The organism is Xenorhabdus indica, assembly GCF_014467235.1.
Taxonomy (GTDB): domain Bacteria; phylum Pseudomonadota; class Gammaproteobacteria; order Enterobacterales; family Enterobacteriaceae; genus Xenorhabdus; species Xenorhabdus indica.
Window position 1 is genome coordinate 21148 of sequence record NZ_NKHP01000022.1, and the last position, 24483, is coordinate 45630.

The window sequence follows — 24483 nt, forward strand, 5'->3', positions numbered from 1 at the left end:
TTGATGTATTGCTCCCTGTTTGGGAGCAATAATCGAATCCCTGCCCCTAACGGCTGGCATGCTTTTCGGCATAAGCTTCACCATTAACCCATTGATGGTCTGTTTCCCAAGTAAATAACCATTTACGAGTTGGTCCTGCCATCACATTCAGGTAGTAGCTGTCATACCCAGCAATAGTCGCTACCGGGTGATATCCTCCCGGCACCATAACAACATCTTTGTTATATACCGCCATCGTTTCATCCAGTGAGCGATCATCAGTATAAACACGCTGTAAACAAAAACCTTGTGGTGGATTTAATCGGTGATAATAAGTTTCTTCTAAATAGGTTTCCTGTGGTTCATTATCGGTATCATGTTTATGGCTAGGGTAAGAGCTGGTACAGCCTTCATCAGTATAAACCTCAACCACCAATAAACTATCAGCAGGCTGATGATCTGGCAGGATGTTATGGACATAACGACGGTTGTTACCGTTACCACGTTGTTCAGCACCGATATCCTGTGGTGTAATCAATCGGGTGGAATAATTCCCTTTACTTTTTGCCTGACAAACAGCCAGTTCAAGATGAGTGTGAGCGACAATTTCCATTGTTTCATGCGGCTCAACATAAACAGCATAAGGTTTTTTGCGCTCGAATGGATTCATACGATCACCAATCTGCTCGAATCTTTGTTGGGCAGTAACCACAGTCGCTTTTCCTGCAATCAATACTAAACAAGTTTCATTTTCCGAAGCCGCTAATGTTATTGACTCTCCCGCATTCAGTTCATAAACATCAAAATGAACATATCCCCAGTTCGCTATTTCTGGTGTGATATGTTGCGTCCGCTTGTGCTGATCAGGCTTATGATACTTTGATAGCAAATTAGACATGTGCTTACCTCAAGGTCATTTTTAATGTCAGCGTCTTAAATCAAGCCGGCCTCTCTGGCCAAACGTGACAAATTGTTATACCCCAGTGTGGCGTACGTCAGTGGATGAGCAACAGCCGGATCCTGTTCTGCTTCAACAACCAGCCAACCATGATAATCATTGGCTTTTAATACATTAAAAATGTCCGTGTAATTCACACAACCATCACCAGGTACAGTAAAAACGCCACTTAATACTGCATCTAGGAAACTCATTTTGCGATTTTTGACTTCTTTCAGCACATCCAGACGTATGTCTTTGCAATGTATGTGATTGATTCGTTTATTCCAACGTTTTGCTACGGTTAGTGGGTCATCTCCGGTAAAGGTTAAATGACCGGTATCCAGTAATAGTCCCACTGCCTCACCCGTGTTTTTCATCAAATTATCAATGTCCTCTGCACTTTCAATCACTGTGCCCATATGATGGTGATAGGCAATCTGAACACCTTGTGATTGAGTATAATGGGCAAATTTTGTCAACTTTTCTCCATACTCTTGCCAGCATTCTGCCGGGAAAAAAGGCCTTAAATGCACTGGCTTATCCTGTTCACCATGTATGCAATGGGTCACTTCTGCAAAGGCCATCACCTTTGCACCCAGTTCACGTAACAAGGTTAAATGCGGCTGAACGGCCATAATTTCTTCTGCAACACTGCGCGTCAGTAAATTCCCTGAATACCAACCAGACACCAATTGCAAATCATGGGAGGCCAGAATTGGCCCTAATATATGTGAATGACGGGGAAATTTATTACCAAGTTCAAAACCCGCAAATCCTGCCTGCCGCCCCTCTGCCAAACAAGTTTCCAACGGGGTTTCTGCGCCCAGAGAAGGCAGATCATCATTGGTCCATGTCAAAGGATTAATGCCAAGTTGAACAACCATGATGGTTCTCCTGTAAGGTGAGAGTAAATTAGTGAGAGCAAGTTATGCGCCAGCTTTTTTCTTCACTACCACGTTGACGCCAATAGCTAATCAGATTGTTATAATTCGTTTTTACTTGCAGGATGAGTGTTTGATCATCAACTTCACCAGCCAGCCATTTTAGGGATGGTTTAGCAAACAGCGTACGCCCAACAGCAAAACCTTTGACAATGGATTTACCCGCCGCAGCGTTAAAACCTGCCTTTAATATCTCTTCGGAAACATCCAAACCAAGGAGCACGACTCCATGACAATAAGGATCTCGCTGAGTAATTAATTCTTCAATTTGATCCCAGGTCGTGGGCTGCATAGGGGGTAATTTCCACCAATCCGGTTTAATGCCGAGATTGTAAAAACGTTGGAGTGCGCGCAAGTAAAGCTCATCAGAATGCGTCATACCCGATGGTAAGATCACTTCCAATAATAATTCATGACCAGATTGGCAACAGGCTGCATAAATTTCCTGAACTGTTCTTTCCTGCTCCAAACGCAAAGAATAAGCATCTTCAGGATGGAAAAATACCAGGCATTTCACGATATGTTCCCTTGGCCAACGGATAAGCTGTGAACCAATATCACCATGCTCTAAGCGCAGTGGACGGGAACCCGGTAATTCAATCGGACGCCCAATCCATAGTCCTTTTCCAGTCGCTGCATTAAGAACATCCTGCCCGAAAGTGCTGTCACACAATATTCCGGTATGACCTTCCAGACTGGCTTCTGCACTCACTTCCTGACTGGCGCGGAATAACAATTTTTTTAATTGTGAAATGCGATCAAGATTGGCATTAACCTTACGGGCCATTTCAACAAACTGGATACGGTGATCAAACGCCATAACACACAACTCTTGCCACTGTTTATGACGACCACCAAGTTTATGACGGCCACTAATACGATGGAGATGGTTTAGATGAATGTCTAAATCAGGGCGATGAACTTCCGCAGAACGTACAAGGTAATTATCCAACTCAGTTTTATCTGGCATCGCTGGCGCGCAACCATGACGGGAAACCACTAATGCACCACAGGTATTCGCATATGTACAGCTCTGCGCCCAACTTTCATTATTAAGGTATCCCCGTAGCAAGCCAGACATAAAGGCATCACCAGCCCCCAAGACGTTTAGTACGTCTACTTTAATTCCCTGCACTGTGATTCCTTCATCAAGGATATCAGGAATATTTTCGGTAAACACGGAACAGCCTAATGACCCACGTTTGCAGACTAGTGTTGCTTTACTTAGCTCCCTTACACAACGCAAGGCGTCAATGGTATTTTTAGAGCCGCCTGCAATATGAAATTCCTCTTCAGTTCCTACAATCAGATCAAATTGAGAAAGCACTTTCTGTAATTGTACTGTGACCTGCGCTGAAGCGATATAACGGGTTTCTCCGTCTCCAAGTGATGTCAGCCCCCATAATACGGGGCGGTAATCGATATCAAGTACCGTTTTTACCCCATTGCGACGGGCATATTGTAATGCTGTCAACACCGCATCCTGGGTTTGCGGATGGGAAAGATGTGTTCCCGTAATTGCCAGACAACGGGCGGACGCAATATAGTCTTCGCTGAAATCATCGCGGGTAATAGCCATGTCAGCACAATTATCACGGTAGAAAATCAGTGGGAAAGTTTCATTATCTTTAATACCGAGTAACACTAAAGCCGTGAGCCTCTCTTTATCTGCGACCAAATGGCTGGTATCACACCCCACTCTCTCCAGTTCTTCACGTAAGAAACGCCCCATATGTTCATCACCAACTCTGGCCAACATGGATGATTTCAATCCCTGAAGCGCAGTGCCGTAGGCTACATTCCCGGAAGAACCACCAAGGTATTTAGAGAAACTGCTCATGTCTTCCAGACGGGCGCCTATTTGCTGGCCATATAGATCAACGGCAATACGCCCCATACAGATAACATCAAACTTTTTATGTTGCTCCATCACTCTGCCTCTTAACAAGTACGCGTTTTGAAAACCAATTTTGCTAACTACGAGATTTAATTAATTTCAGAAACGTTAACCCAACGTTTTTGGTCATGAGAGCGTACAATCGCATCTAAAATACGGGAGACTTTCCAACCTTCAGTAAAATCAGGCCAAATAGCCTGATCCTGAGCGATACCATCAATCAAATCCCTGACTTCCACCGTCTTCTGGTCATTGAAACCAATGCCATGGCCGGCACCATTACAGAAAGGAGCGTAATCCGGATGTTCCGGCCCAACCAGAATAGTTTTGAACCCCTGACGATTTGCCGGTTCATCATGTCGATATAGTTTCAATTCAGCCATTCGTTCCTGAGTAAAGCTCAGCGTACCTTTAGTACCTGTCATGATATAGCTCAGCCCCATTTTGCGGCCACAAGCAATACGGGAAGTTTCAATCACCCCCATTGCTCCTGTATCGAAACGTACCAACGCATGTGCTTGATCTTCGTTTTCAACGGGAACTAACACTGGAGAACCGGATTTTTCAGGGCGTGCTTTTACTATTGTTTCTATATCACCGCAGACAGTCATTATGTCCCCCACCAGATACTGCGCCATATTGATAATATGAGAGGCAAGATCACCAAGTGCTCCCAAACCTGCTTTATCTTTAAAGCAGTGCCAATGAATCGGACTCAGAGGATCTGCCATATAATCTTCATTATGTGTGCCGTAAAAGTGCACGACCTCACCGATTTCACCCTTCGAGATAATTTCTTTTGCTAACTGTGCTGTAGGGTTTTTCATATAGTTAAAACCTACCAGCGTCTTCACTCCCGCATCTGTCGCTGCTGCCATCATTTCTTTGGCATCCTGGGAGTTCAAAGCCAGTGGTTTTTCACAATAGATATGTTTGCCATGTTTGATAGCTTCTAATACCATTTCTTTATGCAAGAAATTAGGTGTACATATATCAACCACATCAATGTTTGGATCAGCAACCAGTTCCCGCCAATCTCCGGTTGAACGCAGAAAACCAAGTTCTTTTGCGTGAGCCTGAGCAAGTTCAGGGGTTATTCCTGCAATCATTTCACGTATCAGTTTCACTTTTAGTGGAAATACTGTAGGCGCTTGTGCATAAGCGATAGCATGGGAACGTCCAATATAACCCGCGCCAATTAACCCAATCCGAATCTCTTTCATGTTATTTATTCTCCGATTCCATCATTCAGGTTTTTTTATGTCTTTTTTGTCTGGGTCTGGTTTTTTCTATGCACTTTTCCTGTGAATAGGGCGTTTAAACCATGCCTTATTGATTTGATAAAAGACGTAACCCAAGATCCCGGCAGCAAACACATAGTAGAGTATCAGCACATATAGCGGCACGTTCTGTGCCAGAAAAACATACATTGATATTGCCGCCAAAGTAATCAACCATCCTATTGGTTTCACCATAGACCACGGCGTAATATCCACTTGTTTTGTATATACTTCCTGATAAGTTTCAGCAGGGAAGAAATAACCAATCGTCAGCATGAAAATAACATTCAGTACAAACAGGATACCGACCAAATGGAAGAAATGGATATTGATGTGCAGGATAAAGTTACAGACGATATAAGCCGACATGCCAAATAACAGACCCAGTTTTGCGGCAATCGGAGGAACACGTTTTGTCATTAACCCGACAAGCACAACACTGAGAATCGGAGCGTTGAAAATCCCCTGTAATTGCTGGATCAAGTAAAACAAACCATCCGGTGCATTAGCAACAAGTGGCGCAATAATCATGGTTAGCAATGCCAGCCCAATGCCCAGATATTTACCCACTGCGACCGTCTGTGCTTCGCTGGCATTAGGATTAATTCGTTGTTTGTAAATATTGACAGTAAACAGAGTAACGGAAGAGTTCAGCCCCCCACTGAATGTTGAGAATACAGCTCCGACAACAACCGCGGCAAAAAAGCCAACCAGTATTTTAGGCAAAACTAATTGCACTAATGCAGGATAGGCATTATCCGGGTTATCTATTTGCCCATTGAAGATATGAAATGCGATAACGCCGGGTAAGATAATGATAGACGGGATAATAAGCTTCAACACAGCACATAACATCACCCCTTTTTGCCCTTCTGCCAGATTCTTTGCACCCAGAGATTTTTGTACGATTGATTGGTTAGTACACCAGAAAAACATGTTAGAAATGATCAATCCTGTGAACAAAGTTGAGAATGGGACAAGTGAATCTTCGCTGCCAATGGAGTTAAATTTATCAGGATGTGCCTGATAAACGTCGGCCAGGCCTTTCCATGCACTGCCATCGCCTACGTACAATAAAGCGAAAATAGTAACAAGCCCGCCACCGACAATTAATCCGATGCCATTAAAGGTATCGGCAACTGCAATGGCTTTAATTCCGCCAAAAATAGCGTAAATAGCACCAAGCCCGCCAACACCCCAGACCATAATCCATAATGCAGTGGTTTTATCGATCTGAAATATCTGGGAAACCTGAAATAAACTTTCCAGTGCAATAGCTCCGGTATATAAAACAATAGGCAGTAACGAAATGACGTACATTGCCAGAAATAAAATTGAGGTAATCAGCAATGTGTTTTTATCAAATCGCCGCTCCAGATATTCAGGAATTGTTGAGATACCCAATTTTAAATATTTTGGCAAAAAATAAATGGCAAACAGCACAATAGTTAACGCAGCTATAACTTCCCATGCCATAACAATAAACCCTGTTCTGAATGCCAATCCATTCAAACCAATCAGATGTTCGGTGGATAGGTTCATTAATAACATGGAACTGCCGATATAAACGCCGGTCATAGAGCGTCCACCTAGAAAATACCCTTCAGTGGAATCAATTAAATGTTTGTTCCTTGTTTTATAATAAGCAATCCCAGCAACCAGCAGGGTAAAACCAACAAAAGAAAGAAAAGCGGACATATATTCCTCCCCCTGATTTGCTGCCAAAAGGCAACAATAGGCCGACAAGAAAACGATTTTCTTGAAAAAATAATCTTTCTTATTTTTATGAAATTCTGTTGCTTATAATTTAATTTCCTTACCAGTCAGTAAGGATTCAAGTGCTTTATCAGCAAGGTACAATGCTTGTGCACCATCAAACCCCGTGGTTTCTGGAGTGGCCCTGCCTGCCATAACATCAACAAAATGGCTCCATTCCGCGATATACGCCTCATGGTAACGTTGCAGGAAAAAATGTTCAGGTTTGGCAGAAAGGCATCCATTTTCTCCCCAAAATTCCACGCTGTTTTCCTTAATGTTACCTGCCGTCAGCAAGCCTTTTTCACCATGTAATTCAAGGCGTTGGTCATAACCATACCCTGAACGACGGCTGTTGGAGATGGTTACCATCGCTCCTGAAGGAAACTTCATAACAATAAACGCAGTATCAATATCACCAGCCAGACCAATGGCCGGGTCGACCAAATTACTGCCTTGTGCATAAATAGCACAGGGTTCTTCACCGATAATAAAACGAGCCATGTCAAAATCATGAATGGTCATGTCCCTGAACATACCACCAGAAACCCGGATATATTCAGCAAGCGGAGGAGAAGGATCACGGGATGTGATAAGCAGAGATTCTACTTTACCAATTTTGCCGGAATGGAATAAATTTTTCATCCGACGAAACTGGGGATCATATCGACGGTTGAAACCAACAAACAGAGGAGCCTGAAACTGCTTGACTATAGCAAGGCACTGTCGAACCCGCTCAAGGTCAAGATGAACCGGCTTTTCGCAGAAAATCATTTTATTGTGCCGAGCCGCCAGTTCGATCAAATCAGCATGTGTATCTGTTGCTGATGCAATAAGAACACCGTGCACATTGGGATCAGCCATCGCTTCTTCAGTCGATTGTATTTTAGACTGATATTTCTGTGCCAGTATCTCAGCATTTGTCTGATAAGGGTCAATCACGGAATAAAGGCGAGTTTCTCTATGATTGGCAATATTAGCCGCGTGAACCTGCCCAATCCTACCTGCGCCAAATAATGCAATATTGAACATAAATGCTCCTTGATACCTCTGTATCTGCTTTTTGGGTGGATAAAAATATATCAATTAAAATATTTATTTCAATTTTGGTTTATTTGAAAATTTTATTTTTTAGAAGTGGTTAGCATTTTGTGATGAAAAAGCTGCAATTAGTGTTATATCTGTCACGAAAAAAGTGTTATTTCATTGGATGACTAATATAAATTCACTTTAAAATCATAGAATAATATAAAAAAATCATTCCACTAAGGCATGGCTAAAAGAATACAATGTGTTCAATAAACCGTGATCAACCAACTATGACAATGACGTGGTTGGATATGAAATAAAATTTCCATATCCAACATAGAATGGTTCGTTTTACCACCAGACAGGCAGTATCAAACCATATTGCAGGGACTACATCGCAAGAAAATTAATATTGACGAGTATATTTCTCCACATATTGCCTGATGTTTTCAGCCGCCGTTGTAACGGCAAGGTTGTCTGCAACCTGTGCTGTTCCTGTTCTCCACCATGCTTCATAATCATGGGTCATGGTTTTTGGCAGCACTTTAATATCGATTAAAGTTGCGCGGGGTTGTGTTCTGGCATCCTGCAAAGCAGCAATCAGTTGCTGTTCGTTATGTACCCGGTAACTTTTGCAGCCATAACTTTCTGCGTTCTTGGCAAAATCTACCTGTACAAGTACGCCATCTAACTGACCACTTTGTTGATTACGATAGCGATTTTCTGTCGCAAAACTCCCCATACCCTGACTCATCTGCAAGTTATTAATACAACCAAAACCGGCATTATCGAACAATAACACGGTAATCTTGATGTTTTCCTGAATCGCTGTTTGTAATTCACTGTGTAACATCATATAAGATCCATCCCCAACCATTGCATAAACAGGTTGGTTCGGACAGGCAAGTTTTGCCCCTAGTGCTGCTGCTATTTCATACCCCATACAGGAATAACCGTATTCAAGGTGATAAGTATCAGGCTCTTTAGGCTGCCACAATCGCTGTAAATCTCCCGGCAAGGAACCCGCTGCTCCAACAATAATGGCATTAGGTTCCAGATGATGATCCATCAGGCCTAGTACCCGTGTCTGAGTCAGATTAGTCTGCAATGTTTCACTGTATTCATTTAATTTATCATCCAACTGACCCGCAATTTCCGGTTTGTCCCCGACCTGATACTGTATGGAAAACAACCGTGACAGTTCTTGTTGCCAGGTTGCTTTTGCCTGCATAATTTCCTGCTGCCAGTCAGAACGCCATGCCGTTTTTACCAATGCCTGAATGATCGCATTCAGCCCTTCTCTGGCATCAGCAATAACTGCGACGGCATCCAGCTTGCTGGCATCAAATTCTGCTACATTTATTGTAAGAAATTCAACTTGCGGATTTTGGAACAAAGACTTTGATGCAGTAGTAAAGTCAGTAAAACGTGTACCAACACCTATAATTAGATCAGCGTCTTTAGCCAGCAAATTTGCTGCCAGACAACCCGTTGTACCGATCCCACCACAATTCAAGGGATGTGTTGCGACAATAGCACTTTTACCTGCCTGTGTTTCAGCAAATGGAATATTGAAAGTTTCAACGAACTGACGGAAAGCCGCATGAGCATCAGAATAACGGACTCCGCCCCCGCAAATCAGCAACGGTCTTTTCTTACGCTGGATAAGCTCTACGGCATCCTGAATACGGGGCAAAGTAGCAGGTCGGCGTTCAAGACGATGTACTCGTTTCTGGAAGAAGTAATCAGGGTAATTCCATACTTCCCCCTGCACATCCTGCGGTAAGCAGATGGTCACTGCACCTGTATCTGCCGGATCAGTTAATACTCGCATAGCGTGGATCATTGCACTCATCAATTGTTCAGGTCTGGAAATGCGATCCCAATAGCGCGAAACAGGGCGAAAACAATCGTTAGTGCTGATGGTGCCGTCACCATACTGTTCAACCTGCTGTAAAACCGGATCAGGCTGACGACATGCAAAAGTATCTCCCGGTAATAATAGTAACGGGATACGGTTCGCAGTTGCTGTAGCGGCGGCTGTAACCATATTGGCCGCCCCCGGCCCGACAGAAGAGGTTACAGCAAAAATCTGTCGGCGTTTTTTCTGCTTGGCAAAACCGGTAGCAATATGTGCCATACCCTGTTCATTACACCCCTGATAAACGCTGAGATGCCCCGGTTCTTGCTCTAACGCCTGCCCTAATCCCACGACATTACCATGACCAAATATGGTGAAGACGCCACAAATAAAGGGAAATTCTTCACCGTCAACATTGATATATTGCTGATTGAGAAATTTGACCAGAGCCTGAGCCATTGTCATCTTTTGTGTATTCGTTGATTGCGCATGCGTTATTGATGCATTCATGATATTACTCCATCGTTGGCATGATAAAGCTACTGTCATGGTGTTCCAGACGCACACTGGCTGGCCAGCGACTGGTTACTGTTTTCATCCGGGTATAGAAACGCACACCATCATTACCATGCACATTCAGTGGGCCGAAAATGGAGCGTTTCCAGCCTCCGAAACTATGAAATGCCATTGGCACAGGAATAGGTATATTGATGCCAACCATGCCAGCCTGTACATCTTCACTGAACTGACGGGCAGTTTCCCCATCACGGGTAAAGATAGCAGCACCATTACCGTATTCATGCTGATTAATCAATCTCAGAGCTGCTGCATAATCCTGTATGCGAACAATGGACAACACTGGCCCGAATATCTCTTCCTGATAGATTTTCATCTCTGGCGTGACATAATCAAATAAGGTAGGCCCGACGAAATAGCCGTTTTCATAATCAGGAACCTGATATCCACGCCCGTCCACCAGCAATTTCGCTCCCTGAGCTACGCCACTGTCAATGTAATGACAAATTTTAGCCTTGTGTTGCTCAGAGATGACTGGCCCCATGTCATTTTCCCTGCCTTCGGTGACCCCTGCACCGATAGCCATTTTGTCAATTTGATTCTGAAGTCTTGCTACCAGCTCATCTGCAATTTCATCCCCAATCGCCAGAACAACAGACAATGCCATACAACGCTCTCCTGCTGCGCCAAAGGCTGCCCCGATAATGGCGTTCGCAGCCATATCCATATCGGCATCCGGCATAAGGATGCAATGGTTTTTCGCGCCCCCTAATGCCTGACAACGCTTGCCATGTGCGGATGCCGTGGTATAAACATATTCTGCAATCGGTGTAGAACCAACAAAACTCACCGCCTCAATATGAGGATCAGTCAGCAATACATCAACGGCTTCCTTATCTCCTTGTACAACATTAAATACCCCATCCGGCAAACCCGCCTGCTGCAATAATTTAGCCAGTTCGATTGAGAGAGAAGGATCTTTTTCAGAAGGTTTCAGAACGAAGGTATTTCCCGTCGCTAATGCAATCGGGAACATCCACATCGAAACCATTGCCGGAAAATTGAATGGAGTAATTCCTGCACAAACGCCCAGTGGTTGCATCAGGGAATGACTATCAACGCCTGTACCCACATTGGCAGAATGTTCTCCTTTCTGTAAGTGGGGAATACCACAGGCAAATTCGACAACCTCAAGGCCACGAGTCAATTCCCCCACTGCATCAGAATAGATTTTTCCATGTTCTTCGGAAATCAGACAAGCTAGCCGCTCCTGATTTTCTTCAAGTAATGATTTAAATTTGAACATGATCCTGGCTCTTTTCAATGGAGGGGTTTTAGACCACTCCTTAAAGGCCTGGTGAGCAGATCCAATAGCTGATTGAGTCTCTTGAACTGTGCTCATGGCAACTTGACGAATTGACTGTCCTGTCGCCGGGTTAAACACAAATGAAATACGATCACTTTGACTACCAATGAGTTGCCCGCCAATAAAATTTTTAATCTGTTCCATTCTGAGCCTCTCTCAATACAATTATAAGGTTAACCATTTAAGATGAGCTGAATCATTATGAATTGAATCACGATGCTACAGATATATGAAATATATATTTCATTTTCAATCAGAATTGGAATACCCTTTTATTAATGTGATCAACACGCTATTTTTGTGCAATTACATTCATTAGACAATGGCAACTTGCGAACATCTTCGCCTGCATTTAACAGACTTGCCTAACGATGAATGAATTATCTATTTCATTACAATTTATTAGGGAGACATTATGTCTGCTGCGTCGAATCTGCATGAACTGCAAGAACAAGTTCGCTCACGTTATGATGAGTTAAGTAAACGGTTACAGCAAGTTGCAAGGTACGTTTTAGATAATACCAATAGCGTAGCTTTTGATACTGTTGCAGTTATCGCAAAAGAGGCCAAAGTTCCACCTTCTACGCTTATTCGCTTTGCCAATGCTTTTGATTTCAGCGGGTTCAATGAAATGAAACAATTATTTCGTATAAATCTGGTAGAAGAAACAGCCAGTTATACAGATAGGGCCCGCCTGTTCAAGGCGTTGGATGGCAATAAGCAGAAACCGGAAGATCCACAACATATTTTACAGGAATTTGCCCACTCTAATGCACAAGCCATTCAGCAACTTGCCGCCCGCACTCCTGTGGAGGATTTAAATAAAGCAGTAGATTTATTGGCGAATGCTCACAATATTTACATTATCGGGCTACGCCGATCTTTTAGCGTCGCGTCATACTTTACTTATGCTCTGAGTCATTTAGAGTGCCGTCCCTTGTTGGTGGATGGTTTGGGTGGAATGTTTCGCGAACAGATGAACATGATTGGCGCTGATGATGTTGTGGTATCCATCAGTTTTACACCATATGCCGAAGAAACGGTAATGGTCAGTGAAAGAGCTGCACAGGCTGGAGCAAAGCAGATTGTGATTACTGACAGCCAGATCAGCCCACTGGCAAGTTTCAGTGACATTTGCTTTGTGGTGAAGGAGGCAAAAGTTGATGCATTCCGTTCTCAATCAGCCACGCTATGTCTGATCCAATCATTAGCTGTTGCTTTAGCTTACAGAAAAGAAAATGCAGGATAAGTGATTTCTTTCAAGTTGCCGCTTATTGGTGGCAACTTGAAAGACGAAAGGTATAGGGTACTATTATTATTTTGTATTCATTTAACTAGTTTTCAGCTACTTCCAAATTGAATGCTATATGAATATATTGATATAGGTTAGCATTCTTCGCATTCAGAAATAAATACACTCTGTGATAATAATAACTGATTTTAATAATAACCCTATTATTCATTCTCTGATCAGGAGCACTCCATGCCAGCAGCTATTTGGGTTCTAGCTTTAGCAACATTTGGGATCGCCACGACTGAATTTATTATCGCTGGTTTGCTTCCGGAAATTGCCATTGACTTTAGTATATCAATACCCACAGCAGGATATATGGTCACCAGTTATGCACTCGGTGTATTTATTGGGGCGCCTGTTTTAATTATTCTGGGTGGGCATATAGAGAGAAAAAAGATGCTCGCTATGTTAATGGTATTATTCATTATAGGAAACACACTGACGACTTTATCCCCAACATTTTACCTGGCTATTATTGGTCGTATCGTTGCTTCACTGACTCACGGTGCTTTTATGGGAATAGGAGCGATTATTGCGGCAGAACTGGTGCCAAAAGATAAAAAGACAATCGCTATCGCATTTATGTTCAGTGGCATGACGCTCGCTAATTTGGTTGGGATACCTCTTGGTACATGGATAGGAAAAGCCATTTCCTGGCGGGTCACGTTTGCCATCATTACTATTATCGGCATTATCGCATTACTTGGTATCTTAAAATTACTGCCTAAATTCAATCAACAAGCCCCTGCCAGTATCAAAAAGGAGTTGTTAGCTTTTACCAATATTCACGTTCTGCTGGCTATGGGAATTACTGTTTTGGGACCTGCTGCTTTTTTTACTTCTATTACTTATATTGCACCATTAATGACCAATGTTGCAGGATTACCTGAAAGTGCAATCACATGGATCCTTGTAGTATTAGGACTGGGATTCTTTTTTGGTAATATTGTTGGTGGAAAACTGGCAGATAAAGCCATGATGCCATTGCTATATTGGACTCTAGGGTTACAAGCTTTAGTTTTGTTTATGTTCTGGCTCTCCGGTGACAATCCATTTATTGCCTGTTTGAGTATATTCCTTATGGCTGCATTTGGTTTTGCCACAGTATCACCCATTCAGCGTCTGGTGATGGATAAAGCCCAGGAAGCCGGTGCACCTAATCTCGTTTCTTCTGTCAATATTGGATTTTTCAATTTGGGTAATGCCGTAGGAGCATGGTTAGGTGGGATCATTATCGCAGCAAACTATAGTTATTCTACTCTCAATCTGACTGGTGGCTTACTGGCTTCTATGGCATTGTTACTGGCCGTCATTTCAGGTTTCTTCGCCCACAAGAAAACGTATACAAAAATATTGAGAAAATAATTTCACAATATGTGATAAAAAATGTTTAAACTAAAATAAATATCATCAATAAAAAACTTGAAATATCTCTCGTGTACTATTTTTGCTCTAGCATATTTAACTCCAATATTGAATATGAGTTATTCCATAATAGTATAGAAAAGCTTTAGCATAAATATATTTTATGAACCATAAATAAAATCAATAAGTTCTGACAATAGGTTCAATTTCCTAAAAAACAAAGAAACCACCGCAATAAACTGTGCAGAAAATCACGGCCAGTTTATTCCGGTGCTCTTTCTCTTATCATTAAAGTATCAATTAATTAATATATTAATACACATCTATCTTTACTGTTCTTCATTTTCATCTATATCGTCCTGAGAACGATTTCCGATAGAAATAAGCTCATCCAATAACCCTAAAAGTTGAGCTAATTTTTCTGGAGAGAAAGCCGCTTCAATTGCCTCATAACCTTCATCAACTTTTCCTTTTGCTTCTTCATACAGCTCTTGGCCCGCCGGAGTCAAAGAAACATATAATTTTCGTTGATCATTCATAGGCTTTAAACGAAAGATCAGACCATCACGTTCCATGCGAGTCAGAATACCCGTCAGGCTAGGACGTAAGATACAGGTAAGATTGGCCAAATCATGAAAATCAATCGAACGACTACTTGCAAGTACGCGAATAATACGCCATTGCTGCTCAGTTAAATTATAACTCTTCAATATCGGACGGAAAAAACTCATCGCGGTTTCCCGAGCTTGAAGCAATGCTATTGTCAAGGATTCATGCATAATTAAAGGTGACTCTTGAAGTTAACTACGGGTAATTCTCTATAAGTTGAACGCGCACGCTACCGATTATAGACAACATTAACAGCAAAAAGACTAACATGCTCATAACTATCCACAAAGGGAAAAGAATTCAATATTAACAAATAAATAAAATTATTTTTCCATAGAAAGTTAACAAAAAGTTAAATGAAATACCAAATGACCTTGATAGATAATATAACGGTTTGATCTTTATGTGTTAAAAATAATCAGCGGTAGAATGTTGTTACACAGATCACAATTAAAATTAACAATTGACTTAACATATTGAACGTTATCAGCACTTGGTTTATTAATATATTAATAATTGTTCTTGCGATACGTATCTCCGTCGCTCAGCTTTCAAGGAGTTGTTAATGAAAGGCACCGTTTTTGCCGTCGCTCTCAACCACAATAGTCAGCTTGATTTTTGGCGCAAGGCATTTCACAAAGCACCTTATAACACACCACCTCAAACTCCAATTTGGTTTATCAAACCTCACAACACGATTATCGCTTCCGGTGATATCATTCCTCACCCTATTGGAGAAACGGTACAAAGTGGCGCAACGCTGGCACTGTTTATCGGTACAGATAAAGCTGGCAAGCCCGCACGCAAAGTTTCCGTTAAAGACGCAGGGCAATACATTGTCGGTTATGCATTGGCAAATGAAGTCAGCTTGCCAGAGACGTCATTTTATCGCCCCGCCATAAAAGCAAAATGCCGGGATGGCTTTTGCCCAATCGGCCTGATGATCAGTACAAGAAACGTGGATTCACTAGAGATCACAACTGAAATCAACGGTCAGGAAGTTGACCGTTGGTCAACAAAAGATCTGGTACGCTCGTCGTCAGAACTTTTGTCCGCATTAAGTGATTTTGCCACCTTAGAAGAAGGTGATGTCATTCTGCTGGGAACTCCACATCAGCGTATTACGCTCCATCCCAATGATACCGTCACTATCAACGCCGATGGCTTCCCAACTTTACAAAACACCGTTGTATTGGCTGGAGGTCAAGCATGAGACACGCCAGAGTTCATTATCAAGGCCAGATTCTTCATGTCACTGTTGATGAACAGAAAAATGTGTTGCTCCCCGATGGTAGCAAAGTCAACGAACTTGATGTTTTTTGGCTTCCCCCCGCCAATGGAACACTATTCGCATTGGGTCTAAATTACGCCGATCATGCAACCGAACTGGAATTTAAACCGCCGGAAGAGCCTCTGGTGTTTATCAAGGCAGCCAATAGCTTCACAGGCCATCGTCAGGTTTCTGTCCGTCCTGACAATGTGGAATATATGCATTATGAGGCAGAATTAGTTGTCGTGATGGGCAAACCTGCTCATAAAGTTTCCAGAGCAGATGCGATGAATTACGTTGCAGGCTATACCCTCTGTAACGATTACGCTATCCGGGATTACCTGGAAAATTATTATCGCCCTAATCTGCGCGTAAAAAGCCGCGATACATTAACGCCAATCGGCCCGTGGATTGTTGATAAAAATGAAATCGCTGATCCTCATAATCTAACCTTGAGCACTTGGGTCAATGGTGAACTACGCCAACGTGGTACAACCGCAGATTTGATCTTCGATATTCCCTTCCTGATCGCTTACTTAAGTGACTTTATGACGTTGCAGCCGGGGGACATGATTGCTACAGGCACCCCTAAAGGGCTATCCGATGTCGTTCCCGGTGATGAAGTCATTGTGGAAATCGAAGGCATCGGACGTTTGGTAAATCATATTGTCAGCCAGCAAGAATATGAGGAAAGTTTGTCATGACCATCATTAACCACTGGATTAACGGCAAGAACGTTAACAGTAAAACTTATTTTGAAACGACAAATCCTGCAACCGGAGATGTGTTGGCAGAAGTTGCTTCAGGAGGAAAAGAAGAAATTAATCAGGCAGTTGCCGCCGCCAAAGAAGCCTTTCCCAAATGGGCCAATACTCCAATGAAAGAACGCGCACGCCTGATGCGCCGTTTAGGTGAGTTAATTGACCAGAATGTTCCTGATATTGCCGCAATGGAAACCAAGGATACCGGTTTGCCAATCCACCAGACACAAAATGTACTTATTCCACGCGCTTCCCACAATTTCGATTTCTTTGCTGAAATCTGTCAGCAGATGAACGGGCGAACTTATCCCGTTGATGACAAGATGCTCAATTATACACTGCTCCAACCTGTGGGCGTTTGTGCACTGATTTCCCCATGGAATGTACCTTTTATGACCGCTACATGGAAAGTCGCTCCTTGTCTGGCACTGGGAAACACTGCTGTTTTGAAAATGTCCGAACTTTCGCCACTCACAGCCGACCGATTAGGCGAGCTGGCGCTGGAAGCGGGTATTCCAGCAGGGGTGCTGAACGTGGTGCAGGGCTACGGCAATACGGCAGGGGATGCTCTGGTAAAACATCAGGATGTTCGTGCCGTCTCTTTTACTGGCGGAACAGCAACTGGTCGTCTGATTATGCAGAATGCAGGGCTGAAAAAATATTCGATGGAGCTGGGCGGAAAATCTCCAGTGCTAATCTTTGAAGATGCCGATATTGAACGTGCATTAGATGCGGCTCTATTCACTATTTTTTCGCTTAATGGTGAACGTTGCACAGCAGGTTCCCGTATTTTTATTCAGGAAAGTATCTATCCTGAATTTGTTAAACGCTTTGCTGAACGTGCCAATCGACTGCGCATCGGCGATCCACAGGATCTGAATACACAAGTCGGCAGCCTGATTAGTCAACAACATTGGGAAAAGGTTTCCGGTTATATCCGCCTTGGCATTGAAGAAGGGGCAACCTTACTGGCAGGAGGCCCGGATAAACCCACCGATCTGCCTGATCACCTGAAAGATGGTCATTTCCTGCGTCCGACCGTATTGGCAGATGTAGATAACCGTATGCGTGTAGCGCAAGAAGAGATCTTCGGCCCTGTTGCTTGTCTGCTGCCATTCAAGAGTGAAGAAGATGGGCTGCGTATGGCCAATGACGTGGAATACGGTTTGGCATCTTATATCTGGACACAGGATGTAAGCAAAGTCCTGCGATTGGCCCATGGTATTGAAGCTGGCATGGTATTCGTCAATTCTCAGAACATACGCGATCTGCGCCAGCCATTTGGTGGCGTGAAAGCCTCAGGTATAGGACGTGAAGGTGGCGAATACAGTTTTGAAGTTTTTGCTGAAGTGAAAAATGTTTGTATTTCAATGGGAAATCATTCGATTCCTCGCTGGGGGCTTTGATTCAGAATTGGAAGCTTTAACCCGGACTGAGGTTTTTAACACGGGAAAAGTGTAATCAATTCCAGCGTTAACCACGTTTCACCATCCTGATATTAAGTGAGGATTTATGGGCAAGTTAGCGTTAGCAGCAAAAATTACACATGTACCTTCTATGTACTTGTCCGAATTGCCGGGCAAACATCACGGTTGCAGACAGAGTGCAATTGACGGACATAAAGAAATCAGCCGACGTTGCCGAGAATTGGGTGTTGATACCATCATTGTGTTCGATACCCATTGGCTGGTAAACAGTGCCTATCATATTAACTGCGCAGAACATTTCTCCGGTATTTATACCAGTAACGAATTGCCCCACTTTATTCGCGACATGAGTTACGAGTATGACGGTAACCCCGAACTGGGTCGAATTATTGCAGAAGAAGCCCGTAAGATGGGCGTTCGTGCGCAATCACATGAAATCCCAAGTCTGAAACTGGAATATGGCACATTGGTTCCAATGCGCTATATGAATAGTGACCGCCATTTCAAAGTGATTTCGATTTCTGCCTTTTGTACTGTTCATGCCTTTGAAGACAGCCGTAAATTAGGAGCGGCTATTTTACGAGCGATTGAAAAATATGATGGTACAGTCGCAGTTCTGGCAAGTGGCTCACTGTCTCACAGTTTCATCGATGATCAACGTGCTGAAGAAGGAATGAACAGTTATACCCGTGAGTTTGATGAGCAAATGGATCGCCGGGTCGTGGAACTCTGGAAGAAAGGCAAGTTCAAGGAATTCTGCAAAATGCTGCCTGAATATGCCCACTATTGCCGTGGAGAAGGCAATATGCACGATACTGTCATGTTACTTGGGTTGCTTGGTTGGGATAAATACGATGGTAAGGTCGAGTTTCTTACCGAATTATTTGCCAGCTCAGGGACAGGACAAGTGAATGCCGTTTTTCCGTTACCCGATTTTGTTCATCGGACAACTACCGTCTGACAGGAATTAACCATGCCACATTTTTACGCTGAATGTACTGAAAATATTCGCAAAGAAGCCAACTTGCCGGAACTGTTTTCCAAAGTAAATCAGTTGCTTGCAGACTCAGGCATTTTCCCTCTGGGGGGTATCCGCAGTCGGGCAATTTGGCTGGATACATGGCAAATGGCGGATGGCAAACAAGATTATGCTTTTGTTCATATGACACTAAAAATTGGTGCAGGGCGCAGCCTTGAAGATCGCCAGAAAGTCGGGGAGAAGCTTTTTTCGCTCATCAAAACCCATTTTGCTGATTTAATGGCACAGCGTTATCTTGGTCTCTCTTTCACGATAGAAGAACTTGATCCGATACTGAATTATAAATCCAATAACGTTCATAAGCTGTTTAAGGCAAACGATCAGACATGATGAACAGCATGACTTAAGATTAATTAATTCAGAAAATCCAGTTCACCTTTTTGTTAAACGGAGAGAAAACCATGCCAAACTATTTCGATACTTTAATACCTAATACCTTATTATTGCGTCAACAAGCTTATATTAATGGGCGGTGGGTTGATGCGGATAATCAAGCAACCTTTGCGGTGACCAACCCTGCCAATGGTGACATCATCGCCAATGTCAGTGATATGGGAGCAGCAGAGACCCATCGCGCTATTGAAGCGGCTCAAAACGCGCTTCCTGCATGGCGTGCTTTAACAGCTAAACAGCGTAGTCAGATACTCAAGCAGTGGTTCAATCTGATTATGGATAACCAGAAAACGCTGGCCGAATTGTTGAGTATGGAGCAAGGAAAAACTCATGCTGAAGCGATGGGAGAAATCGCTTATGGTGCCAGTTTTATCGAATGGTTTGCAGAAGAAGGTAAGCGGGTTTATGGGGAGACTATCCCCTCCCCGATGCCAGGACGTCGTCTTTCTACCATCAAGCAACCTATCGGAGTCGTTGCGGCTATTACACCGTGGAATTTCCCCAATGCCATGATCACCCGTAAAGTCGGCCCGGCACTGGCAGCAGGTTGTACTATTGTACTGAAACCTGCCGCAGAGACTCCGCTTTCTGCACTGGCACTGGCTGCACTGGCAGAGCAAGCGGGTGTTCCGGCTGGTGTTTTTAACATTGTCACAGGGATGGATGCCAAAGCCATTGGCGAAGTTCTAACCTCTAGTCCTATCGTACGCAAACTCTCTTTCACTGGTTCAACGCGTGTAGGTAAGTTACTGATGGCACAAAGTGCCGATACGGTGAAAAAACTCTCCCTTGAATTAGGTGGCAATGCACCTTTCATTGTCTTTGATGATGCCGATTTGGATGCTGCGGTAGAAGGTGCCATGACGACAAAATTCCGTAATAGCGGGCAGACCTGTATCTGTGCCAACCGGATTTTAGTGCAGGAAAGTATTTATGAGGCATTTGCTGAGCGTCTGACTCAGGCAGTTAAACGACTACGGGTCGGACCGGCTAATGACAGCACATCACAGCAAGGGCCTCTGATTAATCAGGCAGCGGTCAATAAAGTACAAGCTCATGTTAATGATGCTGTTTCCCGTGGTGCACGACTCCTTACTGGTGGTCAATCACACAAGTTGGGTGGACTGTTCTTCGAACCAACCGTGCTGGCTGATGTTGACGAAACAATGTTAATCACCCATGAAGAAACATTCGGCCCTTTGGCTGCCCTATTCAAATTCCGTAATGAAGAAGAAGCAATCCGCCTTGCTAACAATACGGAATTTGGCCTGGCCGCTTACTTTTACTCCCGCGATATTGGCAGGATCTACCGGGTGGCTGAAGCCCTGGAGAGCGGTATGGTAGGTATCAATGAAGGTTTGATTTCTAACGAAGTGGTGCCATTCGGAGGCATAAAACAGTCTGGCTTGGGACGTGAAGGTTCACGTTACGGTATAGAAGACTATCTGGAAGTGAAATACCTCTGTTTCGGAGGGTTATAAACCCAAGGAGTTTAACATACTATGCTACAACAAGAAGTCGTATCACAGGTTGCGCGCCGTTTATACCAGGCGGAAAAAGACCGTAAGCAGATCCGACAAATCTCATTGGATTATCCAGAAATAACCATTGAGGATGCGTATGCCATTCAACGTGAATGGGTCGGTATGAAAATTGCAGAAGGTCGGGTTTTGAAGGGGCATAAAATCGGTCTGACTTCCAAAGCCATGCAGGCCAGTTCGCAAATTGATGAACCAGATTATGGCGTCCTGCTGGATGATATGTTTTTTCAGGCAGGCAGTGATATTCCCTACGACCGTTTTATTGTGCCGCGTATTGAGGTCGAGCTGGCATTTGTGTTGGCAAAACCGCTGCTCGGCCCAAACTGTACGTTGTTTGATGTTTACCATGCGACAGATTACGTTATTCCGACGTTAGAATTGATCGATGCCCGCTGTCACAACATTGATCCCGAAACTCAGCGTCCGCGCAAAGTGCTGGATACGATTTCTGATAATGCAGCCAATGGTGGCGTCATTATGGGTGGGCGTCCCATCAAACCCGATGAACTGGATTTGCGATGGGTCAGCGCCCTACTCTATCGCAATGGTATCGTCGAAGAATCAGGTGTCGCTGCGGCGGTTCTTGATCATCCTGCCAATGGAGTCGCATGGCTGGCTAATAAACTGGCTTCGCATGGTGCTCAACTTGAAGCTGGTCAGATCATTCTTAGTGGCTCTTTCACCCGTCCCGTCCCTGCCCGTAAAGGCGATACATTTCATGTGGATTATGGCGTACTGGGTTCTGTTAGCTGTCACTTTGTTTAAGAAGTTTAAGAATTTAAGGTGTACATATGGATCAGCTAACAAATAGATTTAAACAAGCCCTGAAATCGGGACAGCCACAAATTGGTTTATGGCTTGGGCTTTGCAGTTCATACAGCGCTGAAATTCTGGCGAATGCAGGTTTTGATTGGTTATTGATTGATGGAGAACACGCCCCTAATAATATCCCTTCAATTCTGAGCCAGCTACAAGCAATAGCTCCTTATCCAAGCCAGCCTATTGTCCGTCCACCGTGGAACGATCCCGTCATTATTAAACAGCTACTGGATATCGGTACTCAAACATTGCTGGTGCCAATGGTTCAGAATGCTGAACAAGCACGCGAAGCAGTACGGGCAACCCGCTATCCTCCTGAAGGTATTCGTGGTGTAGGCAGTGCGCTGGCGAGAGCTTCACGCTGGAACCACACTTCCAATTATCTGGCTCGTGCCAATGAAGAAATGTGTGTCTTGGTTCAGGTGGAAACGCGTGAAGCTTTGAATAATTTAGCCGAGATCCTGGCAGTCGATGGTGTCGATGGCGTATTTATCGGCCCGGCCGATCTCAGTGCAGATATGGGATATCCTGGCAATCTCCAGCATCCTGACGTTAAGGCAGCGATTGAACAGACTATTACCCAAATCACAGCCGCAGGCAAAGCGGCAGGGATTCTGATGACCAATATTGAAACTGCGGAACATTATCTGAAGCTTGGGGTGCAGTTTATTGCTGTCGGTGTCGATATCACACTGCTGACAGGAGCAGTCAGTTCATTAGCGGCCCGCTTTGGCAAGGAACAGGGAAATATCACATCACCTGCAAACAGTATTTATTAAATTCCGGGTATTTCTGCCAAGCCAGAATTGTGTTTTCTATACTCAATAAATTCAACATGCAGGGTATACCGGGCAGATGCTAATCGCAGCATCTGCCATCACGGTTTTCGTTCCTTCTCTATCTACAAAAATTGTATCTATAAAAAGCGTGTTCATAACACGTTAAATATTCATAAAAAGCTCGATTCATAAAAAAATCATTTATAAAAATAACTCATTATAAAAAAGGTAACAACAATGAGCAGTTCACCTGAAGCCATAGCAAAATCCGATCATCCGGCTTACCCACATAAACAACTTACCACCCAACAACAAAATGTTATCAATAAATTATTTCGCCGCCTGATCCTGTTTTTATTCATCCTGTTTATATTTTCTTTTCTGGATCGCATTAATATTGGTTTTGCCGGTTTAACGATGGGAAAAGATCTTGGCCTTACATCTACCATGTTCGGGCTGGCTGCTACACTGTTTTACGTTACTTACGTGGCTTTCGGTATTCCTAGCAATATCATGCTGAGTATTGTAGGAGCCAGACGCTGGATTGCCACAATTATGGTTCTGTGGGGTATTGCTTCTACTGCCACAATGTTTGCCACCGGCCCTACCAGTTTGTATATCTTGCGTATGCTGGTAGGTATTGCAGAAGCTGGCTTCCTGCCGGGCATTCTGGTCTATCTGACCTATTGGTTCCCCGCCTATTATCGCGCCCGCGCTAATGCCCTGTTTATGATCGCAATGCCTGTTACTATGGCATTTGGCTCACTGGCTTCCGGTTATATTCTGGAAATGGATGGAATTTGGGATCTGCGTGGCTGGCAGTGGCTATTTTTTCTGGAAGGATTTCCCTCTGTTTTACTCGGCATTGTTGTCTGGTTTTATTTGGATGATTCACCGGAAAAAGCCAACTGGCTGACAAACGAGGATAAAAAATGCCTTCAAGAGATGATAGAGAACGATAGAATTTCTTTGTCTCAGGCTGAGAATTCACAAACAAAAACCAGCCTGTGGCGTGAGGTTTTTACCCCGATTGTCCTGATGTACACCTTCGCTTATTTCTGTCTGACCAATACCCTGAGCGCCATTAATATCTGGACGCCACAGATTATGCAGAGTTTCAATCAGGAAAGCAGCCATGTAGTTATTGGCCTGCTAACGGCTATTCCGCAGTTCTGTACCATTTTAGGTATGATTTATTGGAGTCGCCGTTCCGATCGCCTGCAAGAACGTAAAATGCACACGGTACTTCCCTATCTGTTTGCCGCCTTAGGTTGGATCCTGGCTTCACTGACAAACAACAGTCTGATGCAGCTTTTGGGGATCATCATGGCATCAACCGGCTCCTTTACTGCCATGGCAGTATTCTGGACAGCCCCCGATCAATCCATCAGTCTGCGTGCGCGTGCTATCGGGATCGCCGTGATCAATGCCACCGGAAATGTGGGTTCTGCCGTTAGTCCATTGTTGATCGGGTGGCTGAAAGATCAGACCGGTAGTTTTGACTCTGGACTCTATTTTGTTGCTGTGTTACTCATTATCGGAGCGCTAATGGTCTTGTTGATCCCAATGAAGACGTCGAAACCACAGGCGATATCATCACCCCATCAACCACATTCCTGATG

20 protein-coding genes are annotated in these 24483 nt (G+C 43.7%); 11 read left to right on the forward strand and 9 right to left on the reverse strand.

Annotation, left to right across the window (positions count from 1 at the left end; translation table 11 throughout):
• Positions 1-46: 46 nt before the first annotated feature.
• The 8 genes from iolB to Xind_RS15320 all read right to left on the reverse strand — a co-directional run bounded on the left by iolB (position 47) and on the right by Xind_RS15320 (position 11708).
• Complete coding sequence (gene iolB / locus Xind_RS15285) at positions 47-877, reverse strand: 5-deoxy-glucuronate isomerase (protein WP_047679859.1); 831 nt, start codon at positions 875-877, stop codon at positions 47-49.
• Positions 878-912: 35 nt separating this feature from the next.
• Positions 913-1803, reverse strand: a complete 891-nt coding sequence (iolE, locus tag Xind_RS15290) for a myo-inosose-2 dehydratase (protein ID WP_047679857.1) — start codon at positions 1801-1803, stop codon at positions 913-915.
• 28 nt (positions 1804-1831) lie between these two features.
• Complete coding sequence (locus Xind_RS15295) at positions 1832-3790, reverse strand: bifunctional 5-dehydro-2-deoxygluconokinase/5-dehydro-2-deoxyphosphogluconate aldolase (protein ID WP_047679855.1); 1959 nt, start codon at positions 3788-3790, stop codon at positions 1832-1834.
• Between the two features lie 56 nt (positions 3791-3846).
• A complete protein-coding gene (locus Xind_RS15300) occupies positions 3847-4980 on the reverse strand; it encodes a Gfo/Idh/MocA family protein (RefSeq protein ID WP_187650419.1) in 1134 nt (377 codons plus the stop codon).
• A gap of 66 nt (positions 4981-5046) precedes the next feature.
• Positions 5047-6735, reverse strand: coding sequence for a solute:sodium symporter family transporter (locus Xind_RS15305; RefSeq protein WP_187650420.1), 1689 nt, complete (start codon positions 6733-6735; stop codon positions 5047-5049).
• Between the two features lie 102 nt (positions 6736-6837).
• Complete coding sequence (iolG, locus tag Xind_RS15310) at positions 6838-7824, reverse strand: inositol 2-dehydrogenase (protein WP_047679849.1); 987 nt, start codon at positions 7822-7824, stop codon at positions 6838-6840.
• A gap of 403 nt (positions 7825-8227) precedes the next feature.
• Entirely contained in the window at positions 8228-10192 is a 1965-nt protein-coding gene (iolD, locus tag Xind_RS15315; RefSeq protein WP_047679847.1) for a 3D-(3,5/4)-trihydroxycyclohexane-1,2-dione acylhydrolase (decyclizing), read from the reverse strand.
• 4 nt (positions 10193-10196) lie between these two features.
• Entirely contained in the window at positions 10197-11708 is a 1512-nt protein-coding gene (locus Xind_RS15320) for a CoA-acylating methylmalonate-semialdehyde dehydrogenase (protein WP_047679845.1), read from the reverse strand.
• 271 nt (positions 11709-11979) lie between these two features.
• Between Xind_RS15320 and Xind_RS15325 the strand changes: the two genes are divergently transcribed.
• Positions 11980-12813 carry a MurR/RpiR family transcriptional regulator gene (locus tag Xind_RS15325; RefSeq protein WP_047679843.1) on the forward strand — a complete coding sequence of 278 codons (834 nt, stop codon included), beginning with the start codon at positions 11980-11982 and terminating at the stop codon, positions 12811-12813.
• A 234-nt stretch (positions 12814-13047) separates the two neighbouring features.
• Complete coding sequence (locus Xind_RS15330) at positions 13048-14223, forward strand: MFS transporter (RefSeq protein ID WP_047679841.1); 1176 nt, start codon at positions 13048-13050, stop codon at positions 14221-14223.
• A 329-nt stretch (positions 14224-14552) separates the two neighbouring features.
• On the opposite strand, the gene hpaR is transcribed toward Xind_RS15330, so the two are convergent.
• The gene (gene hpaR, locus Xind_RS15335; protein ID WP_047679839.1) at positions 14553-15002 is read right to left on the reverse strand and encodes a homoprotocatechuate degradation operon regulator HpaR; all 450 of its coding nucleotides are present in this window, start codon (positions 15000-15002) and stop codon (positions 14553-14555) included.
• Positions 15003-15397: 395 nt separating this feature from the next.
• Here hpaR and Xind_RS15340 point away from each other — a divergent pair, with 395 nt between their 5' ends.
• The 9 genes from Xind_RS15340 to hpaX all read left to right on the forward strand — a co-directional run bounded on the left by Xind_RS15340 (position 15398) and on the right by hpaX (position 24481).
• On the forward strand, positions 15398-16045 hold the full coding sequence (locus Xind_RS15340; RefSeq protein ID WP_047679837.1) for a fumarylacetoacetate hydrolase family protein: 648 nt from the start codon (positions 15398-15400) through the stop codon (positions 16043-16045).
• Entirely contained in the window at positions 16042-16806 is a 765-nt protein-coding gene (locus Xind_RS15345) for a fumarylacetoacetate hydrolase family protein (protein ID WP_047679835.1), read from the forward strand. Before Xind_RS15340 ends, Xind_RS15345 begins: the two co-directional genes overlap by 4 nt.
• On the forward strand, positions 16803-18269 hold the full coding sequence (gene hpaE / locus Xind_RS15350; protein WP_047679833.1) for a 5-carboxymethyl-2-hydroxymuconate semialdehyde dehydrogenase: 1467 nt from the start codon (positions 16803-16805) through the stop codon (positions 18267-18269). Before Xind_RS15345 ends, hpaE begins: the two co-directional genes overlap by 4 nt.
• 106 nt (positions 18270-18375) lie before the next feature.
• A complete protein-coding gene (gene hpaD / locus Xind_RS15355; RefSeq protein WP_047679831.1) occupies positions 18376-19251 on the forward strand; it encodes a 3,4-dihydroxyphenylacetate 2,3-dioxygenase in 876 nt (291 codons plus the stop codon).
• 12 nt (positions 19252-19263) lie between these two features.
• The gene (locus Xind_RS15360) at positions 19264-19659 is read left to right on the forward strand and encodes a 5-carboxymethyl-2-hydroxymuconate Delta-isomerase (RefSeq protein WP_047679829.1); all 396 of its coding nucleotides are present in this window, start codon (positions 19264-19266) and stop codon (positions 19657-19659) included.
• 71 nt (positions 19660-19730) lie between these two features.
• The gene (locus Xind_RS15365) at positions 19731-21203 is read left to right on the forward strand and encodes an NAD-dependent succinate-semialdehyde dehydrogenase (protein WP_187650421.1); all 1473 of its coding nucleotides are present in this window, start codon (positions 19731-19733) and stop codon (positions 21201-21203) included.
• A gap of 21 nt (positions 21204-21224) precedes the next feature.
• Positions 21225-22028 carry a 2-oxo-hept-4-ene-1,7-dioate hydratase gene (gene hpaH, locus Xind_RS15370; protein WP_047679825.1) on the forward strand — a complete coding sequence of 268 codons (804 nt, stop codon included), beginning with the start codon at positions 21225-21227 and terminating at the stop codon, positions 22026-22028.
• 26 nt (positions 22029-22054) lie between these two features.
• On the forward strand, positions 22055-22861 hold the full coding sequence (gene hpaI / locus Xind_RS15375; protein WP_047679823.1) for a 4-hydroxy-2-oxoheptanedioate aldolase: 807 nt from the start codon (positions 22055-22057) through the stop codon (positions 22859-22861).
• Between the two features lie 237 nt (positions 22862-23098).
• Positions 23099-24481 (forward strand): 4-hydroxyphenylacetate permease, encoded by a 1383-nt coding sequence (gene hpaX, locus Xind_RS15380; RefSeq protein WP_187650422.1) that lies wholly within the window; start codon positions 23099-23101, stop codon positions 24479-24481.
• The last annotated feature ends 2 nt before the right edge of the window (positions 24482-24483 follow it).

Excerpts from the sequence above, each read along its gene's own strand:
- iolB (WP_047679859.1), bottom strand. The coding sequence starts at position 877 with ATGTCTAATTTGCTATCAAAGTATCATAAGCCTGATCAGCACAAGCGG.
- iolE (WP_047679857.1), bottom strand. The coding sequence starts at position 1,803 with ATGGTTGTTCAACTTGGCATTAATCCTTTGACATGGACCAATGATGAT.
- Xind_RS15295 (WP_047679855.1), bottom strand. The coding sequence starts at position 3,790 with ATGGAGCAACATAAAAAGTTTGATGTTATCTGTATGGGGCGTATTGCC.
- Xind_RS15300 (WP_187650419.1), bottom strand. The coding sequence starts at position 4,980 with ATGAAAGAGATTCGGATTGGGTTAATTGGCGCGGGTTATATTGGACGT.
- Xind_RS15305 (WP_187650420.1), bottom strand. The coding sequence starts at position 6,735 with ATGTCCGCTTTTCTTTCTTTTGTTGGTTTTACCCTGCTGGTTGCTGGG.
- iolG (WP_047679849.1), bottom strand. The coding sequence starts at position 7,824 with ATGTTCAATATTGCATTATTTGGCGCAGGTAGGATTGGGCAGGTTCAC.
- iolD (WP_047679847.1), bottom strand. The coding sequence starts at position 10,192 with ATGAATGCATCAATAACGCATGCGCAATCAACGAATACACAAAAGATG.
- Xind_RS15320 (WP_047679845.1), bottom strand. The coding sequence starts at position 11,708 with ATGGAACAGATTAAAAATTTTATTGGCGGGCAACTCATTGGTAGTCAA.
- Xind_RS15325 (WP_047679843.1), top strand. The coding sequence starts at position 11,980 with ATGTCTGCTGCGTCGAATCTGCATGAACTGCAAGAACAAGTTCGCTCA.
- Xind_RS15330 (WP_047679841.1), top strand. The coding sequence starts at position 13,048 with ATGCCAGCAGCTATTTGGGTTCTAGCTTTAGCAACATTTGGGATCGCC.
- hpaR (WP_047679839.1), bottom strand. The coding sequence starts at position 15,002 with ATGCATGAATCCTTGACAATAGCATTGCTTCAAGCTCGGGAAACCGCG.
- Xind_RS15340 (WP_047679837.1), top strand. The coding sequence starts at position 15,398 with ATGAAAGGCACCGTTTTTGCCGTCGCTCTCAACCACAATAGTCAGCTT.
- Xind_RS15345 (WP_047679835.1), top strand. The coding sequence starts at position 16,042 with ATGAGACACGCCAGAGTTCATTATCAAGGCCAGATTCTTCATGTCACT.
- hpaE (WP_047679833.1), top strand. The coding sequence starts at position 16,803 with ATGACCATCATTAACCACTGGATTAACGGCAAGAACGTTAACAGTAAA.
- hpaD (WP_047679831.1), top strand. The coding sequence starts at position 18,376 with ATGGGCAAGTTAGCGTTAGCAGCAAAAATTACACATGTACCTTCTATG.
- Xind_RS15360 (WP_047679829.1), top strand. The coding sequence starts at position 19,264 with ATGCCACATTTTTACGCTGAATGTACTGAAAATATTCGCAAAGAAGCC.
- Xind_RS15365 (WP_187650421.1), top strand. The coding sequence starts at position 19,731 with ATGCCAAACTATTTCGATACTTTAATACCTAATACCTTATTATTGCGT.
- hpaH (WP_047679825.1), top strand. The coding sequence starts at position 21,225 with ATGCTACAACAAGAAGTCGTATCACAGGTTGCGCGCCGTTTATACCAG.
- hpaI (WP_047679823.1), top strand. The coding sequence starts at position 22,055 with ATGGATCAGCTAACAAATAGATTTAAACAAGCCCTGAAATCGGGACAG.
- hpaX (WP_187650422.1), top strand. The coding sequence starts at position 23,099 with ATGAGCAGTTCACCTGAAGCCATAGCAAAATCCGATCATCCGGCTTAC.